Source organism: Bradyrhizobium sp. AUGA SZCCT0431, from assembly GCF_018131065.1.
Lineage (GTDB): Bacteria > Pseudomonadota > Alphaproteobacteria > Rhizobiales > Xanthobacteraceae > Bradyrhizobium.
Genome location: NZ_JAFCLR010000006.1, coordinates 54,249 through 69,135 on the forward strand (window position 1 = coordinate 54,249; position 14,887 = coordinate 69,135).

Sequence of the window (14,887 nt, forward strand, 5' to 3'; positions counted from 1 at the left end):
CCTCAGAGTAACGATTGCCATCGTCGCCCCAATTACTCCGCCGGCATACCGTCCGGCCTGGCGGGCGCGGGCAGCCCCGGGGGTAGATCGACCGCCAACATGGACGCCAGAGGGCTTCGGCGAGCCGCGGCTCGAACGGCTGGTGGGGCCGTCCTATGAAGCTCGACAAGATCGACATAAGGATTTTATGCGAACTGCAAAAAAATGGACGGATTTCCAACGTCGAACTCGCGGAGCTGATTCACCTTTCTCCGAGCCCGTGCCTGATGCGCGTCAAAAGGCTCCAGACGGAGGGCTTCATCACCGGTTACTCCGCTCAGATCGATGTTTCAAAGCTTGGACAAACTCTGACCGTCTTCGCCGAGATCACGCTCAAAAACCACCGCCAGATCGATTTCGCTCGCTTTCTCACGACCATCGAAAAGTTGGATTCGGTCGTCGAATGCCATCTGGTTTCGGGCGGATACGACTACCTCGTGAAGTTTATCACAGCTGGAATAAGTGAATACCAGGCGGTTATGGAACGTCTCGTCGAACTCGATATTGGCATCGATAAGTACTTCAGTTTTGTCGTACTGAAGTCGCCTATCGTTAAATCCCATCTGCCTCTCGAAAGCATATTCAACAGCTAAGGAACAATCCTCTGCAGCGATTATGCTGTTGCCATATTTCGCGGCTCCGAACCAGGCGGCGCATCGATGGCAGGCGCAAATGATTATCCTTTCATCGCCGCGCGGACGTCCTGGTCCTCGAGCGTTTGGTCGAGCGTCGTCCGGGTTCGTTCGATGATGCCGTCAATCTCCTCATGCGTGCAGCAAAGCGGCGGCGCATAGCCCAGCACGCCCTGGGCAAAGGCGCGGATGACGAGGCCGTTATCCCATGCGCGGTCGAAGATGCGGCGCGCCGCGTCAGCCTCTGGTGGCAGGGGCGTCTTGCGCTGCTTGTCCGTGACAAGTTCGATTGCGGCCAGCATGCCGCGACCACGGACATCGCCGACAAGTGGATGATCGCCAAGCGAGCGAAGCCCCTCCATCAGGCGGTGCCCGGCCTTGCGCCCGTTTTCCAGCAAGCCATTCTGGTAAAGGTCGAGGCACGCGAGCCCGACCGCCGCACTGACAGGATGTGCAGAATAGGTGTAGCCATGACCGACGGCCGTCTTGCCGGCCCCATCCGCAATCGTATTGTAAACTCGGTCAGACATGAAAACCGCGCCCATCGGCACATAGCCTGACGTCAGTCCCTTTGCGGTGGTCATGAAATCCGGAACGACGTCGTCTTCTTCGCAGGCGAAAAGAGGCCCGACACGACCAAAGCCCGTGATTACCTCATCGGCAACAAACAGAATATCGTTCTCCTTGCACACCGCATGCATGGCTTTCAGCCAAGACGGCGGTGGCACGAGAACGCCCCCTGACCCCTGAATTGGCTCGACATAAAAAGCCGCAACGCGATCTGCGCCCAGTTCAGCGATCTTCGCTCGCAGGGCCGCGACCGACGCATCAATAATTGCCTGGGGATGGGGTCCGACAGGATTGCGATAGGCATAGTGCGACGGAATTTTGTGCTGCCAGCTGTAGGGCACCCCAAAGCCCGCATGAAAGGCCGGCAGAGCTGTCAAACCGGCCCCCACCGTCGAGGATCCGTGATAGCCCTGCTCCACAGAGATGAACTGGTCCTTCTGCGGCATACCCTTGGCGTGATAGTAGTACCGAATGAAGCGGATCGTGCTGTCGACCGCATCGGAACCACCGAGTGTGAAATAGACATGGTTCAGATCGCCGGGAGCCAATTCAGCCAGTCTGGCGGCGAGACGAATGGCCGGCTCGGAGCCCAACCCGAAATAGCCTGTCGCATAGGGTAGTTCGCGGAGTTGCCTCGTTGCTGCTTCAACGATTCTGTCTTGTCCGTACCCGGCATTGACACACCACAGGCCAGCAAACCCGTCGAGTAATCGATGTCCCGAGGCATCGGTCAGGGTCGCGCCCTTCGCTGATTTTAACACTCGCACGCCCAACGCCTCATGGCTGCGATAAGATGAGACCGGGTGAATCAGATGCGCGCGGTCCAACTCGATCAGCGAATTGCTCAACATTTCATTCTCCAAATCAACCCGAAGAGCAAAGTACGATATCGAGGACGGCAGTTCCTCCCAAGCAGCGCCCGGACCAAAGGAGTTGTCACTTTCGTTGGTGACCGATGCCGCATCTTATGCCGGAGCAGCCCGCCGCGTCGCGGTGCTGCTCAATTCGAAAGTTGCTTGGCGCAACTCTCTGCCAAAGCTTTGATCCGGTACGACACAATCTGCTTCCGGCTCCAGCAAAAGCGGCGCTTTATCTTCCGAGATCCTCATATGATGCTGTCGTACCGGCGCAGTGCCGAGAGGATTGGAGAATTCCACGCCATGACGAAGTTCCGACCGAAATACATCACTTTCGATTGCTACGGCACGCTGACGAATTTCGACATGGCCGGCGCGGCAACGAGAGTCTACGGCTCCCAGCTTTCCCCCACGGCGATGGCAAGTTTCATCAAGGATTTTTCAGCCTATCGCCTGGACGAGGTTCTTGGCGCATGGAAGCCCTACTCCGAGGTCGTGTATAATTCGCTAGAGCGCGCCTGCAAGCGCAATGGGGTGGCATTTCGGCCGGAGCATGCCCAGCGCATCAATGACGAGGTTCCCACGTGGGGTCCACATCCCGACGTTCCGGCAGGCCTCGCCCGGGTTGCGAAAGAGATTCCGCTGGTTATCCTGTCGAACTCCATGAAGAACCTCATCATGTCGAACGTGGAAAAGCTCGGCGCCCCCTTCCACATGGTCATCACGGCCGAGGAGACTGGCGCCTACAAACCGCATATGAAGGGCTTTGAGTACATGCTGGACAGGCTGGGCTGCGGTCCGGAAGACATCACTCACGTCTCATCCTCCTTCCGCTACGACCTGATGACGGCCTATGACATGGGCATAAAGAGCAAGGTATGGGTGAACCGCGGCCATGAACCCGCGAACCCCTTCTATCAGTACACCGAGGTCGATGACATCGGCGGGCTCGCCGCGGCAGTCGGTTTGGAGCCCCTTCGAAAAAGCGCGTGAATGGGTATCCTTCTCGGGCCCTTTCGCGGCACTTCAGACCTTCGAAAACTTCAATAGAGATCGATGCATAAAGGGGGCGGTTCAGCCGCCCCCTTTCTCGTGTTTCGGCTAGTCATCCGATAGATACTGCGTTTCTTCGCGGTTGAGGCATCATTCTATTTATCGCGCGGACGCGGCCCGCCGCGAAATAGAAAACCCCTTCGATTCCTTTCCCGAAACTGGGAAGCGGCCCCTCATTCCAACCCGCCGACATGAAGCGTTTTGATCTCGAGATACTCTTCTATCCCGAGCTGGGATCCTTCACGCCCTAGTCCCGACTGCTTTACGCCGCCGAAAGGCGCAACCTCGGTTGAGATCAGGCCAGTGTTCAAGCCTACCATTCCGAACTCTAGCGCCTCGGCAACACGCCATGAGCGCTTGAGGTTTTCCGTGTAGAAATAGGCAGCAAGGCCGAATGGCGTGCCGTTTGCGATCGCAATCGCTTCGTCCTCGGTCTTGAAGCGGAAAAGCGGAGCGACCGGTCCGAAAGTCTCTTCTGAAGCCAAGAGCATCTCGGTCGTTGCGTCACCGAGGACGACGGGACGGGCATATTGCCGACCTTGCGGCATACCTTCGCTCTGCGAGATGATCCTCGCGCCTTTATCCAAGGCGTCTGAGACGTGCCGCTTGATCTTTTCTATCGCCGCGCCATTGATCATCGGCCCGATTGCGACCCCTTCTTCCGTGCCGGCGCCGACCTTCATTTTCGCGACCCGGCTGGCGAGTTTTCCTGCGAAAGCGTCGTAAATACCTGATTGTACGAGGATGCGATTGCAGCAGACGCAGGTCTGTCCACCATTGCGGAACTTCGACGCAATCGCCGCCTCAACCGCCAGGTCGACGTCGGCATCGTCAAAGACGATGAAGGGCGCATTACCGCCGAGTTCAAGACTGAGCTTCTTGATGTTGTCGGCGGCGCCTTTCATCAGCAACGCGCCTACGCGAGTCGATCCGGTAAACGAGATCTTGCGCACGGCTTCGTTGGCCATAAGCTCATTGCCGATTTCCGCGGGCATGCCAGTCACGATATTGATGACGCCCGCCGGAATCCCTGCCCGCTCCGCCAGAACGCCGATCGCGAGCGCCGAGAAAGGCGTAAATTCAGATGGCTTGATTACCACGGTGCAGCCCGCAGCCAGCGCTGGGGCCACCTTGCGCGTAATCATGGCGTTAGGGAAATTCCAGGGGGTGATGATCCCGCAAACACCTACCGCCTCTTTCAGTACCAGAATGCGGCGGTCGGCAGTGGGTGAAGGGATAGTCGAGCCATTGATCCTGCGTGCCTCTTCCGCAAACCATTTTACGAAGGATGCCCCATAGCGGATTTCTCCGAGCGATTCAGCGAGCGGCTTGCCCTGTTCCAGCGTCAGCAAAAGCGCCAGATCCTGCTCATGTTGCCGCATGAGCTCATGCCATCGCTCCAAAAGCGCTGCACGCTCAGCATGAGTCTTTTTCTTCCAGCGCTTGAAAGCATCGGCCGCAGCGTCAATTGCAGCCCTGGTCTCGTCGCGGCCCATATCGGGAATGGTGCCAAGAACTTGCTGACTGGCAGGATCGATGACATCGACGGTTGATTTCGCGTCCGCATCCCGCCAGTTGCCGCCGATCAACGCCTGCTGGCGAAACAGATCCTTGTCCTTCAATGCGATCATCTTCTTTTCCCTTCGGGGCCAACCCCGCCGTCACTGCGATGTGTAGTCGCTTCTCGTCCTTGCCCACGAGCGAGTCTGCTCGACGTGAGTTCGACGAGCACGCTGTTGGATTTGCGATTATTGAAATAGAATCGTCTTATCCGAGCAGTACAGGATCGACCGCCGCATTTTTCATCGAGAATGACCTGCCTGACGGCGTTGAATCGGGTCAGGCCCGGCTTGGAAAGTCGATTGTTCTGGCGGGCCGCCTATTTGGACCGCTCTGAGCTTATGCTCAGTCATAAGCGCAGACGTAGATCTTTCGCACGGTCTCGATCGTGCGCCAGACGCCGACGAACCCCGGTTTCATCACAAAGCTGTCGCCGGCGCGGTAAGTCTTCGTCTCACCGTCCTTTTCCTCAATCTCGATGAGACCCGAGATGATGTGGCAAAACTCGTAGGTGGTGCCCTTGATGGAATGGGTCTCGCCGGGCGTTGCTTCCCAGACCCCGGTTAGCACCTTCTCGCCTTTCGAAGCGTCCTGCGCCCAGGTCTTGAAGGATGGATTGCCCGAAATGAGTCGCTCCGGATCAGGCAAGGCGTTCTTTGGTGCGAAGTCCGGATTGGCGTCGATTGTAATCAGAAGTGACATGGCATTGTTTCCTGGTTAGTAGCCGCGCGTTCGATCGACAAGACCGATCGGACTTTTCCCGGCGCGGTGGCGCCGGATGTTTTCTACGACGGATAGTGCTGCCGTATGCGGTTGCGTCACGGAGGCGATATGCGGCGTTATCATCACCTTCGGGTGCGACCAGAGCGCATGGCCTTCCGGCAGCGGCTCGGGGTCGGTGACATCGAGCATAGCTGCTGCAAGGCGGCCGCCGTCGAGCGCCTCGATGAGTGCGGTCTGGTCAAGCTGCGGGCCGCGGCCAACATGCAGCAGTCGCGCTCCCATCGGCAAGAACGAGAAGAGCCTTGCGTTCAGAATGCCACGGGTCTGCTCCGTCAGCGGCAGGAGACAGACCAGAATATCCGTCTCCATCAGAAAGCCGGCAAGCTGATCTTCGCCGTGAAAGCAGGTGACCCCCTCGACCACCTTTTTGCTGCGGCTCCATGCGGCAAGAGGAAATCCAAAGGGTTTGAGGCGGTCGATTGCCGCATGCGCCAGCATGCCAAGGCCCAGGAAACCCACGCGGCGCTCCGCCGTCTGCGGACTGGGGAGGGCTTGCCACATGGCCCTGCTCTGCTGCTCCCGATATGCGAGCGTCTCGCGATGGAGCGCCAGCACGCCAAGGACGACGTACTCTTGCATCATGCGTATGATGCCATCCTCGACCATGCGAACCACTTTCACATGGTCGGGTATGATCTCCGGCTTGAACTGATCAACCCCTGCACCGATGGAAAAGAGCACCTCCAGATTGCGATAACGCGAGACATCGTCCGGCACATTCCAGGTCAGCAGATACCGTATCTCTTCCGGGTCGATGCTTTCGCTACATTGGTAAAACTCCAGATCGGGGAGCTCGCGCGCAAAGATCTGGCGGAAAACTGTCCCTCTTGCCGCATCGGAATTGAAAAGAAACCCCATTGACGAACCCTTCGTGTCACACGGCGAGGCGCGCGCCGAGATGCTCGACCATTTGTTGGCACGCAGCGAGTTCGCCGGTCTCGATGTACTCATAGAGGCGATGGGCATGACTGGCATCGCCGGGATCGCAGATGATCGTGTCGGTGCCGGCCTGCTGATGAAGTCCAGCCGCGGCATTGAGCCCCAAAACAGGAAACGCGACGAGCCTCGCGCGGATTTCTTCAACCTTCATGGGGCCCACTCTGCCAACGTTGTTCGCTGGATATCGACAGCGTAACCGCAAGCAGGAGCTTTCCCTGCCGAATTGCGTTGCGCTATAGGCCGAAGATTTCGAAGACCTGCCCAAAACAGGTGAAACCTGCTGCCTTTCCGTGCAATGCTGCGGCAAACACGTCTGCTGCCATAGTCCGGCAGCAGGATCAGAAGGCACGACAAGCCATAGACTTTGGCATTCCGCGAAGGGACGGATGAATGGGACGATCGGTACGCCTGAAGTCCTTCGAATTGGTCGCGCGGGACATTCGCGAAGTTGATGTGAAGCTGCTCCACGCTCTCTCGATTGCGGTTGGCTGGCCGCATCGGCCCAAGGACTGGGATTTCCTGCGCCGCGCCGGTCAGGGCATCGTCGCTGTTGACGGCATCGGGCGCGTTTTCGGAAGCGCGATGTGGTTCCCGCACGGACGCGAATTCGCCACCATCGGCCTGGTAATCACATCGCCGCGCACCCAAGCACAAGGTAGTGGCCGATGGCTCATGGAACAGGTGTTCGAACGGTGTGGCGATCGGAATTTGAGCCTGAACTCGACCGATGCCGCCTATCATCTTTATCTTTCGCTGGGCTTCAGCAAGGAAGCGGTCGTATATCAGTGGCAAGGTGAGGTCGTATCATCGCTCCCTGCGGTGCCAGTTCTGGACGGTGAACTGAGGTCGCTGTCAGCCGAAAATCTTCAGGAGATCGCAGCGCTGGATGAGCGTGCATTCGGAACAAGCCGCCAGAAGCTGCTTGCCTTGCTGTCGGAAGGTGCGTCAATCTGCGTTCTAAGCCGCGGCGGCGAGATCGTCGGCTACTCCATGAAGCGCGAGTTCGGGCGTGGTCACGTGATCGGTCCCATCGTCGCCAGCAATGATTGTGACGCGATCCATCTCACGGCCGTACATCTTAAGGAGCTCACGGGACGGTTCGCCCGCGTCGATACGCGCGAGCAGACGGGTCTGTTTGCTGACTATCTTCAGCAGAGCCGCCTCGGGATAAGCGAGACGGTCATAACCATGTCCAAGGGACGGCGATTCCTGAACCGAAAGGAAAACGAGCCGTGGGTTTACGGATTGGCCGGTCACGCGTTGAGCTGAAGTTGGACTAGTCTAAGAAGTGCATCCGTCGAAGATCCAGTTACTCCATCGGTTCGTCAATTCGAAGGTTATCACTATGCTTTTCAGGAAAGCGCTCGTTGCCATGGCCTTGATGGTCGGGATGACGTCTGCCCAGTCCCAGGTCGTCTATAAGGTGTGAGGCTCAAGCGCCTATGAAGGGTAAGGTCGCAGAACTCTGGCGCTATCCGGTGAGCTCCATGGCAGGCGAACAGCTCGCCGTGGCTCGCGTCGAGGCAGGCGGCATTGCCGGCGACCGGATCTGGGGAGTGCTCGATGAAGCAACCGGCCGCATCGCCTCCCCTGGACGGGAAAAGCACTTCATCGGCGTGCCGCGCGCGCATGCCAAGATTGCTGATGGCGGCGTCGCCGTTTCGGTCGATGGCAGGAGTTGGGCTGGCCCGGAAGACGCCTCGATGCGGGACGCCTTGTCGACGACCTTCGGCTTCAAGCCGATGCTGAAGCCGTTCGACCCCATCGGATCGGGCGGTTTCCGTCCTCGCTACGAGCACGCGCCGATCCATCTCGTGACCACGGCTGCACTGCGCAGCCTTGGCCGAGAATTGCCCGACAGCATCATCGACACGCGCCGCTTCCGTCCGAACATTCTTGTCGACTGGCAGGATGAGGACGAGGCAATGCCTGAAAAAGACTGGATCGGCCGGGAGATCAGAATCGGAGAGGTCGTGTTGCGGGGCAAGAAGCCCTGCGGACGCTGCGGCTTCATCACGATCGAGCAGGATCGCTTGCCGCTGGACGTCGAAATCCTGCGCAGAGTGGTCAAACGTCACGGTCGTGATTTCGGGATTTATTGCGACGTCATGGTTCCCGGCCACGTAACAATCGATGCGATGGTCGCCGTTGCGTAGGCTTTAGTAGCGCAATGCGTTCTCCAGTGGCGGGTGGCCAGAAACAACGATGCTGCCGATGCCGAGGCCTCGGGAGGCAGTCACCCGGCGGAGAATGCGGTTCGTGCCCGTGAAGTCGAAGGAGCGTCAGGCGGCCTGCAGGATGACTGTCCGGGAGCGCCTGGTCAGCGTGAAATCGCAGCTCTCGAACAACGAAAAACCCCACTGTGTCCAAACCATGAGACACAGGTCACGCCGCCCTGGCTCTCTCCCCGGTTTTCTTGAGCAGCCGCCGACGCCACCAGTAGACCGCGCCTCGCCTGAAGACATGCTGGACCACGCGCACGTAAACACTCCTACAGGCGCGTGATACAGTCGCGAGGCAACTCTCCAGCCAAAGCCGGCGAATTGCGTTATTTCAAGGGGTTAGGCGCTGCCTGGCTGGCGACGCAGTGGTGATCGCACCCGTCTCCAAGCGGATTCCCTGCTAACAGGGACTTTTACAGGGAAATTGGCGATTTTGGCGACTTGGAGACTTTGGCAAATCGTCAGGGACCGCCGCAACGAAGCCGTTTCGGACGTAATTCCCTACTCCAATTAACAGGGAATCATTCTGGGCTAACAGGGTAGCTATCCGGCCGTAACAGGGAGCTTCACAGGTTTTGCATGTCAACGACCGCTTTGCGCCAGAAGCAGCCGTTCGTCGATCGGATGTCATGGAACTTGCGTGCAAGCTGACTGATAAGGTCTTTACTCTTTCCTATTCAATCCGGGAGCGGTCACGGTTTCGGCTCGAACCGCATGGACTTGACGATGCGGTCCCTGACGGGGCCGACGAGATCGAGCTTGACGACCCAGTCTCCGTGCATCTCAAGCTTGATGTGAGCGCGGTAGGTTCCCGGCTCGTTGCCCGGCATGGCCTTGGCAGGTTTCACGTTATGAGCCATCGGCATCGATGGCATATCGGCTCTAACCGTCACCTCGACGTCGGTCAGCGCCGCTCCGCTTCGTGAGTCGGATAGCTTGATGGTGCAGTCGTATTCGAGCGGCTTCGCCGTGGCAGCGCAACTCACCTCCGCCCTGGCCTTGACGCCGGCTGCCAGTCCGCTTCCGAACGAACCCGTCACGATTAATAGTGACAGCAAAGAGTTTCGCGCGGCGATCATGACGACTCCTCTCCGAGAATAGTGGCGTTTGCGGGCGTCGGCGGTGGCCGACGGCTGACCCTACGCCGGACCCGATGTACCAGCCGCTCGTCGAGCAGCCCACGTGGGCGCACGATGAGCAGCACCGCAACGAGACCGCCAAAGACGATCATGCGATAGCCGGCAAACCAGCGCGTCGACTCCAGAAGGCCGATGTCGATGACAACGCCGAGCAGCGGTCCAAACGCGGTGCCGAGGCCGCCGATCAAGCCATAGGCCAGGCTATGCACCCCGAGCATCACGTCGAAGATGGCGGGCTCGAGATAGGTCGTGAGATGCGCATAGAGCCCGCCGCCGAGACCAGCGATCGCGCCGGCAAGACAGGCCGCAATCAGCTTCACACGGAAAACCGGGACGCCGTGCGCGGCGGCGAGCAGGCCGTCCTGCCCGATCATGCGAAAGGCGACGCCAAGCCGCGATCGTTCGAGAAGAAAAAATCCAAACAGCGTCGCGCCAAGCAACCCGTAGATGATCAACATGAACTGCGTCGCGCTGACATCGTGCTCGAAGATGTACCGGATATTGCGGAAACCCTCGATGCCGTTCGGCCCGACCGGTTCGCCGTCCCGCACGACCTGATAGCGGAATAGTTCGAACAGGATCCGCACCGCCTCCGCAAAGGCGAGCGTGGCGATGGCAAATTGCAGCCCGTGCAGCCGCAGCGTCGGCAATCCCACGAACAAGGCGGCGGCTCCACCTGTCGCCGCGCCCGCACCGAGCCCGAGCCAAAACGGCAACTGCCACATCGCGGTGACGATGCCGGCCGTGTAGGCGCCGATGGCGAAGAAGGCCTGTTGGCCGAAGGAGATTTCCCCGGTCAGCAGCAGCAGGTAAGCGGACAAAGCGACGAAGGAGATCACGCCGATATTGGAGAGGATGCCGGTCAGGTGGTCGTCCATCGATCCCCTCCCCGATGAGCCATGCCCTCGCCGACCGCCGCCGTGCCGAAGATCCCGCCCGGCCGCAGCACCAGCAGGACGAACAGCACGCCATAGGCGGCCAGATCGCGAACCTGCGGCCCGAACAAAGCCTGGCTGTGGACTTCGATGACGCCGAGAACGAGACCGCCGACAATCGCGCCTGGAATCGAACCCAGCCCGCCGATCATCATGGCGATCAGCCCTTTCAAGGTCGCCCACATCCCGAGCATCGCAGTCACCTGCTGATTGGCCGACAGCACGAGAAAGCCGGCGACGCCGCCGATCGCCGACGCCAGCGCAAAGGCCTTGAGCATCGTACTCCGGACATCGATCCCGGAAAGGCTTGCAGCGAGGCTGTTCTCAATGATCGCGCGCAGTCCGAGACCGAACCGTGAGCGATAGAGCAACACGTGGAGGGCAGCGGTGATCGCCAGCATCACGGCGAGCATGATGAGATAGTCAGAACGCACGACGAGCGGTCCCAGAGATAAGAGCTCGCCGCTGGTCAGCGACGGGAACGGATAGCTGTGACGCGGCAACATCAGCAGGCTCGCTTGTTCGAGTTGCATCCAGATTGCGAAACTCGATACCATCGAGGCAACGCCCGCGCCAACGCCGAGCGGAGCAAAACAAAGCCGCTCGACATAGACGCCGGCCATCACCGAACCGGCGACCGCGACGATCGCCACGACGTATGTCGGTGCGCCGAACTGAATGTAGAGAAGCGTGCCGAGATAGGCGCCGACCATGATCGAGGGCCCATAACTCAGATTGAGCCGGCGCATGACGCCGAAGATCAACGCGAAGCCGAGCGCAAGAAGCCCGTATGAGGAACCGACCATCAGACCGTCGAGCGTGGTCTGGATGAAGGGGATCATGAGCGCGCCGATCCGGTCAGCCGGCCGAGCGACGCGTGCCAAGATAGGCACGCTTGATGACTTCGTCCTCCGCCAGTTCACCTGGAGTTCCGGAGAACGTCACGCGACCCTGTTCCATGAGATAGAAATGGTGTGCGACCTGCAGCGCCAGATGGGCGTTTTGCTCGACCAGGAAAATCGTCACGCCCTCGCGGTTCAGTTCGGCGATGATACCGAAGATTTCCTTGACGACGATAGGAGCTAGGCCGAGCGACGGCTCATCCATCAGCAGAACCCGCGGACGCGACATCAGCGCGCGCGCCACCGCCAGCATTTGCTGCTCGCCGCCGGACAGCGTTCCGGCAAGCTGCTCGCGGCGCTCCTTCAGAGGTGGAAAGCGCGTATACATCTGCTCGATGTCGGCGGCGACCTCGCCAGAACTGTTGCGCTGGTAGGCGCCCGCGAGCAGGTTCTCACGCACACTCATCTGGGGGAACACCAGCCGGTTCTCCGGGACCAGTGCGACACCGTTGCCGACGATGCGGGCTGGCGAGAGGCCGACAAGTTCGTTCCCCTCAAGTTTGATCGAGCCCTGGCGCGGCTTCAGGACTCCGGCGACCGTCATCATCAGCGTCGTCTTGCCTGCACCGTTCGGCCCGAGAAGGCAGGTGATGCGGCCCCGGTTTGCGCTGAGCGAGACGCCCTTCAGCGCCTCGATCTTGCCGTAGGCCGTGACGACGTCGACGATCTCGAGCATCGCCTCCATCACGCCGCCTCCGCCACGCCGAGATAGGCTTCCTGGACCAGCCGGTTGGTCTGCACTTCGTCCGGCGTGCCCTCGGCGATCTTCTGACCGAAGTTGAGAACTGCAATGCGATCCGTCACCGCCATCACCAGCTCCATGTGATGCTCGATCAGCAGCACCGTGAGTCCATCCTGCTTCAGCTTGCGGATGCGCGCGTCGAGCTGGTCAATCTCCTCGGCGTTCATTCCCGCGGCCGGCTCGTCGAGCAGCAGCAGGGCCGGCTTTGCAACGATAGCGCGGGCGAGTTCGAGGCGGCGCTGTTCGCCGAACGCGAGATTACCCGCGAGTTCGTCGCGCTTGCCCGACAGATCGGAAAACTCAAGGATCCGGTCAATTTCCTCGCGCGCGCGGCCCGGACCGCCGAGCCAGCGGCGCAGAAAGCCTTCGCTGCGGTGTTCGACCGCGTTCTGCGCCACCCACAAATTCTGCCAGACGCTGAGTTGGCCGAACAACCTGATGTTCTGAAATGTGCGGGTAACCCCGCACGCCACCCGCACATGCGAGGCAAGGGAGGTGATGTCCTCGTTGCGCAACAGGACCTGGCCGGCCGTGACCGGAAACAGGCCGCAGACGAGATTGACGACCGTCGACTTGCCGGAGCCGTTCGGCCCGATCAGGCCAAACACCTCGCCCTGCGTAACCCTCAAATCGAGGCCGTCGACCGCGCGGACGCCGCCGAAATGTTTACTCAGCCCCTTGAGTTCGAGCATTGCCCGGCTCCCTGTTGCGAATTCGCAAGCGTTTGATGCCGGCGATCGTCGCCGCGTCGATAAGTCCGCGCGGCCTGACATTCATGGCCAGCAGAATGAGGCCCCCGAACAACAGGTTGCGCCAGTCGCCGAGGAAGCGCAGCCCCTCGATCAAAAAACCTTGGACGAAGATGACGGCGATCAAGGTCCCGAACACGCTCGAGAGCCCGCCGAGGATCGGATAGGCGATCGCGAAGGTGGCAAGCGCGACGCCGAACTGGGCGTGCTCGATATGGGCAGTGTAGTGGGCGAAGATGCCACCCCCAAGACCGGCGATGAGGCCGCCGACGGTCATCGCGGCCACCTTGACCGCGGTCACATTGATCCCGGCGCTTTGGGCTGCGACTTCGTCCTCACCCACGGCGCGCAGCACGGCGCCGGCGCGCGAGCGGTCCATCCACCATAATGCCGCCATCACCAGCGCGACAAACAGCCAGATGAACAAGAGAACGTCCAGCGTCGACCAGCCGTGCTCCGGGAAAAACCTGATCTGCCGAAAACCTTCGCCGCCAGCCGGGCCAATCTTCACTTCGCCCCTTGCAACCTGATAATCGAAGTTGAAGAAGAACAGCCGCACCGCCTCGCCGAACGCCAGCGTCGCGACCACCAGCATCAGGCCTTTGACGCGCAGCGCGGGGAAGCCGACCGCGCAGGCGACTACGCCGGCAACGAAGGAAGCTGCGGCAATCGCAGGGAGAATATGCCAGCCGGCGAGCACCGTCAGCATCGCCGCTACATAGGCGCCGATCGCGAAGAAGCCGGCCTGCGCCAGGCTGACCTGTCCGGTCAGCAGAACGCAATAGGCGGAAAGCCCCAGCAATGTGTGGACACCGACGATCTGGGCGAGCCCGAGATAAAAATCCATGCGGTCTCCTCAATCCCGCCCAGCGGCGGGGGAGAAAATGCCGCCCGGCCGGAATACCAGAAACGCAAACAGCAGCAGCATGACATAGAGGTCGCGCTCGGTGACGCCGCGGAAATACTGAAACAGGTTTTCGAAACCCCCGACCAAGAGACCGGCGATGATCGCGCCCGGTATAGAGCCCAATCCGCCGATCACGGTGACGATCAGCCCCTTGGTGGTCAGCGGCAGCGACAATAGCGGCGACAGCACGCCGATGGCGGCCCCGATCATGGCGCCGGCGATGCCGCCGACCACGCCTGTGATCACGAAGGTCAGACCGTTGACGCGCGGGATCGAAATTCCGCACAGCTGCGCCGCGGCGGACTGCTGCGAGACCGCGCGCGTCGCGATGCCGAGCTTGGTGCGGTAGAGCAACCCCAGCAGCAGCAGCATCGATAGGCAGCCGAGAGCGAACATGAACATCAGATCGCCGCGCAGGGTGAAAGGTCCAGCATTGACTATCACGTCGGAAAACAGCGCGGGATAGGGCACCGGGATACCCACCGTCGCATGCACGATGATCTCGTCGATCAGGAGCAGCGCGCCGACCGTTGACATCAGCGTGGCGAGCGGATTGGCCTGGGGAATGAAGCGGAAGCAGACGATATAGATCACGCCGCCGATGATGCCGCCGGAGAGGCCCGCCAGCAGAAATATGAAAATCGCCGGTGCCTTGACGACCGACAGGACAATCAGGCTGGCGTACGCCGCGCCGATCGACGCCGCGGCGTAGGACAAGTTGATCTTGTGCATCACGCCGAACACCAGCGTGAAGCCGATTCCGAGCAGGGAATAGGTCGCGCCGAACAGAACGCCATCGGCAATCGATTGCAGCGTGTCAATGACGTCGAGATAGGACATGCCTTGGGAATCCGGATT

Annotated in this window: 16 protein-coding genes and 1 pseudogene; 5 read left to right on the plus strand and 12 right to left on the minus strand. The window is 60.2% G+C overall.

Annotation, left to right across the window (positions count from 1 at the left end; all coding sequences use genetic code 11):
• Window positions 1-155 precede the first annotated feature (155 nt).
• A complete protein-coding gene (locus tag JQ567_RS07230) occupies window positions 156-632 on the plus strand; it encodes an Lrp/AsnC family transcriptional regulator (RefSeq protein WP_212208370.1) in 477 nt (158 codons plus the stop codon).
• An 83-nt stretch (window positions 633-715) separates the two neighbouring features.
• On the opposite strand, the gene JQ567_RS07235 is transcribed toward JQ567_RS07230, so the two are convergent.
• Entirely contained in the window at window positions 716-2,092 is a 1,377-nt protein-coding gene (locus JQ567_RS07235; protein WP_212438176.1) for an aspartate aminotransferase family protein, read from the minus strand.
• A gap of 309 nt (window positions 2,093-2,401) precedes the next feature.
• On the opposite strand from JQ567_RS07235, the gene JQ567_RS07240 reads away from it, so the two are divergent.
• Window positions 2,402-3,091, plus strand: a complete 690-nt coding sequence (locus JQ567_RS07240; protein ID WP_212438314.1) for a haloacid dehalogenase type II — start codon at window positions 2,402-2,404, stop codon at window positions 3,089-3,091.
• A 233-nt stretch (window positions 3,092-3,324) separates the two neighbouring features.
• Here JQ567_RS07240 and JQ567_RS07245 read toward each other — a convergent pair whose 3' ends face one another.
• The 4 genes from JQ567_RS07245 to JQ567_RS07260 all read right to left on the minus strand — a co-directional run bounded on the left by JQ567_RS07245 (window position 3,325) and on the right by JQ567_RS07260 (window position 6,584).
• Window positions 3,325-4,782, minus strand: a complete 1,458-nt coding sequence (locus JQ567_RS07245; protein WP_212438177.1) for an NAD-dependent succinate-semialdehyde dehydrogenase — start codon at window positions 4,780-4,782, stop codon at window positions 3,325-3,327.
• A gap of 274 nt (window positions 4,783-5,056) precedes the next feature.
• Window positions 5,057-5,413 carry a cupin domain-containing protein gene (locus JQ567_RS07250; protein WP_212438178.1) on the minus strand — a complete coding sequence of 119 codons (357 nt, stop codon included), beginning with the start codon at window positions 5,411-5,413 and terminating at the stop codon, window positions 5,057-5,059.
• A 15-nt stretch (window positions 5,414-5,428) separates the two neighbouring features.
• Entirely contained in the window at window positions 5,429-6,352 is a 924-nt protein-coding gene (locus JQ567_RS07255) for a glyoxylate/hydroxypyruvate reductase A (protein ID WP_212438179.1), read from the minus strand.
• Window positions 6,353-6,368: 16 nt separating this feature from the next.
• Window positions 6,369-6,584, minus strand: coding sequence for a hypothetical protein (locus tag JQ567_RS07260; protein WP_212438180.1), 216 nt, complete (start codon window positions 6,582-6,584; stop codon window positions 6,369-6,371).
• 239 nt (window positions 6,585-6,823) lie between these two features.
• Here JQ567_RS07260 and JQ567_RS07265 point away from each other — a divergent pair, with 239 nt between their 5' ends.
• From JQ567_RS07265 to JQ567_RS38085, 3 genes and pseudogenes are all read left to right on the plus strand, one after another.
• Complete coding sequence (locus tag JQ567_RS07265) at window positions 6,824-7,702, plus strand: GNAT family N-acetyltransferase (RefSeq protein ID WP_212438181.1); 879 nt, start codon at window positions 6,824-6,826, stop codon at window positions 7,700-7,702.
• Between the two features lie 173 nt (window positions 7,703-7,875).
• On the plus strand, window positions 7,876-8,589 hold the full coding sequence (locus tag JQ567_RS07270) for an MOSC domain-containing protein (protein ID WP_283816469.1): 714 nt from the start codon (window positions 7,876-7,878) through the stop codon (window positions 8,587-8,589).
• A 45-nt stretch (window positions 8,590-8,634) separates the two neighbouring features.
• A pseudogene (locus JQ567_RS38085) lies at window positions 8,635-8,779 on the plus strand (IS110 family transposase); the annotation flags it as partial.
• A gap of 568 nt (window positions 8,780-9,347) precedes the next feature.
• Here JQ567_RS38085 and JQ567_RS07275 read toward each other — a convergent pair.
• The 7 genes from JQ567_RS07275 to JQ567_RS07305 are packed head-to-tail and all read right to left on the minus strand — an operon-like array spanning window position 9,348 to window position 14,869.
• Window positions 9,348-9,734 (minus strand): FixH family protein, encoded by a 387-nt coding sequence (locus tag JQ567_RS07275; protein ID WP_212438182.1) that lies wholly within the window; start codon window positions 9,732-9,734, stop codon window positions 9,348-9,350.
• Complete coding sequence (locus JQ567_RS07280) at window positions 9,731-10,672, minus strand: branched-chain amino acid ABC transporter permease (RefSeq protein ID WP_212438183.1); 942 nt, start codon at window positions 10,670-10,672, stop codon at window positions 9,731-9,733. The genes JQ567_RS07275 and JQ567_RS07280 overlap by 4 nt, the downstream gene beginning before the upstream one ends.
• Window positions 10,657-11,571, minus strand: coding sequence for a branched-chain amino acid ABC transporter permease (locus tag JQ567_RS07285; protein ID WP_212438184.1), 915 nt, complete (start codon window positions 11,569-11,571; stop codon window positions 10,657-10,659). Before JQ567_RS07285 ends, JQ567_RS07280 begins: the two co-directional genes overlap by 16 nt.
• Before the next feature lie 16 nt (window positions 11,572-11,587).
• The gene (locus tag JQ567_RS07290) at window positions 11,588-12,316 is read right to left on the minus strand and encodes an ABC transporter ATP-binding protein (protein ID WP_312017362.1); all 729 of its coding nucleotides are present in this window, start codon (window positions 12,314-12,316) and stop codon (window positions 11,588-11,590) included.
• The gene (locus tag JQ567_RS07295; protein ID WP_212438185.1) at window positions 12,316-13,065 is read right to left on the minus strand and encodes an ABC transporter ATP-binding protein; all 750 of its coding nucleotides are present in this window, start codon (window positions 13,063-13,065) and stop codon (window positions 12,316-12,318) included. The genes JQ567_RS07290 and JQ567_RS07295 overlap by 1 nt, the downstream gene beginning before the upstream one ends.
• Window positions 13,040-13,969 (minus strand): branched-chain amino acid ABC transporter permease, encoded by a 930-nt coding sequence (locus tag JQ567_RS07300; RefSeq protein WP_212438186.1) that lies wholly within the window; start codon window positions 13,967-13,969, stop codon window positions 13,040-13,042. The genes JQ567_RS07295 and JQ567_RS07300 overlap by 26 nt, the downstream gene beginning before the upstream one ends.
• Window positions 13,970-13,978: 9 nt before the next feature.
• Window positions 13,979-14,869: a branched-chain amino acid ABC transporter permease gene (locus JQ567_RS07305; RefSeq protein WP_212438187.1), complete on the minus strand. Its 891-nt coding sequence runs from the start codon at window positions 14,867-14,869 to the stop codon at window positions 13,979-13,981.
• Window positions 14,870-14,887: the final 18 nt, after the last annotated feature.

What these genes read in the sequence shown, in the direction of transcription:
- JQ567_RS07285 (WP_212438184.1), bottom strand. Translation starts at nt 11,571, where the DNA reads ATGATCCCCTTCATCCAGACCACGCTCGACGGTCTGATGGTCGGTTCC.
- JQ567_RS07290 (WP_312017362.1), bottom strand. Translation starts at nt 12,316, where the DNA reads ATGGAGGCGATGCTCGAGATCGTCGACGTCGTCACGGCCTACGGCAAG.
- JQ567_RS07260 (WP_212438180.1), bottom strand. Translation starts at nt 6,584, where the DNA reads ATGAAGGTTGAAGAAATCCGCGCGAGGCTCGTCGCGTTTCCTGTTTTG.
- JQ567_RS07270 (WP_283816469.1), top strand. Translation starts at nt 7,876, where the DNA reads ATGAAGGGTAAGGTCGCAGAACTCTGGCGCTATCCGGTGAGCTCCATG.
- JQ567_RS07280 (WP_212438183.1), bottom strand. Translation starts at nt 10,672, where the DNA reads ATGGACGACCACCTGACCGGCATCCTCTCCAATATCGGCGTGATCTCC.
- JQ567_RS07305 (WP_212438187.1), bottom strand. Translation starts at nt 14,869, where the DNA reads ATGTCCTATCTCGACGTCATTGACACGCTGCAATCGATTGCCGATGGC.
- JQ567_RS07275 (WP_212438182.1), bottom strand. Translation starts at nt 9,734, where the DNA reads ATGATCGCCGCGCGAAACTCTTTGCTGTCACTATTAATCGTGACGGGT.
- JQ567_RS07240 (WP_212438314.1), top strand. Translation starts at nt 2,402, where the DNA reads ATGACGAAGTTCCGACCGAAATACATCACTTTCGATTGCTACGGCACG.
- JQ567_RS07235 (WP_212438176.1), bottom strand. Translation starts at nt 2,092, where the DNA reads ATGTTGAGCAATTCGCTGATCGAGTTGGACCGCGCGCATCTGATTCAC.
- JQ567_RS07255 (WP_212438179.1), bottom strand. Translation starts at nt 6,352, where the DNA reads ATGGGGTTTCTTTTCAATTCCGATGCGGCAAGAGGGACAGTTTTCCGC.
- JQ567_RS07295 (WP_212438185.1), bottom strand. Translation starts at nt 13,065, where the DNA reads ATGCTCGAACTCAAGGGGCTGAGTAAACATTTCGGCGGCGTCCGCGCG.
- JQ567_RS07265 (WP_212438181.1), top strand. Translation starts at nt 6,824, where the DNA reads ATGGGACGATCGGTACGCCTGAAGTCCTTCGAATTGGTCGCGCGGGAC.
- JQ567_RS07250 (WP_212438178.1), bottom strand. Translation starts at nt 5,413, where the DNA reads ATGTCACTTCTGATTACAATCGACGCCAATCCGGACTTCGCACCAAAG.
- JQ567_RS07300 (WP_212438186.1), bottom strand. Translation starts at nt 13,969, where the DNA reads ATGGATTTTTATCTCGGGCTCGCCCAGATCGTCGGTGTCCACACATTG.
- JQ567_RS07230 (WP_212208370.1), top strand. Translation starts at nt 156, where the DNA reads ATGAAGCTCGACAAGATCGACATAAGGATTTTATGCGAACTGCAAAAA.
- JQ567_RS07245 (WP_212438177.1), bottom strand. Translation starts at nt 4,782, where the DNA reads ATGATCGCATTGAAGGACAAGGATCTGTTTCGCCAGCAGGCGTTGATC.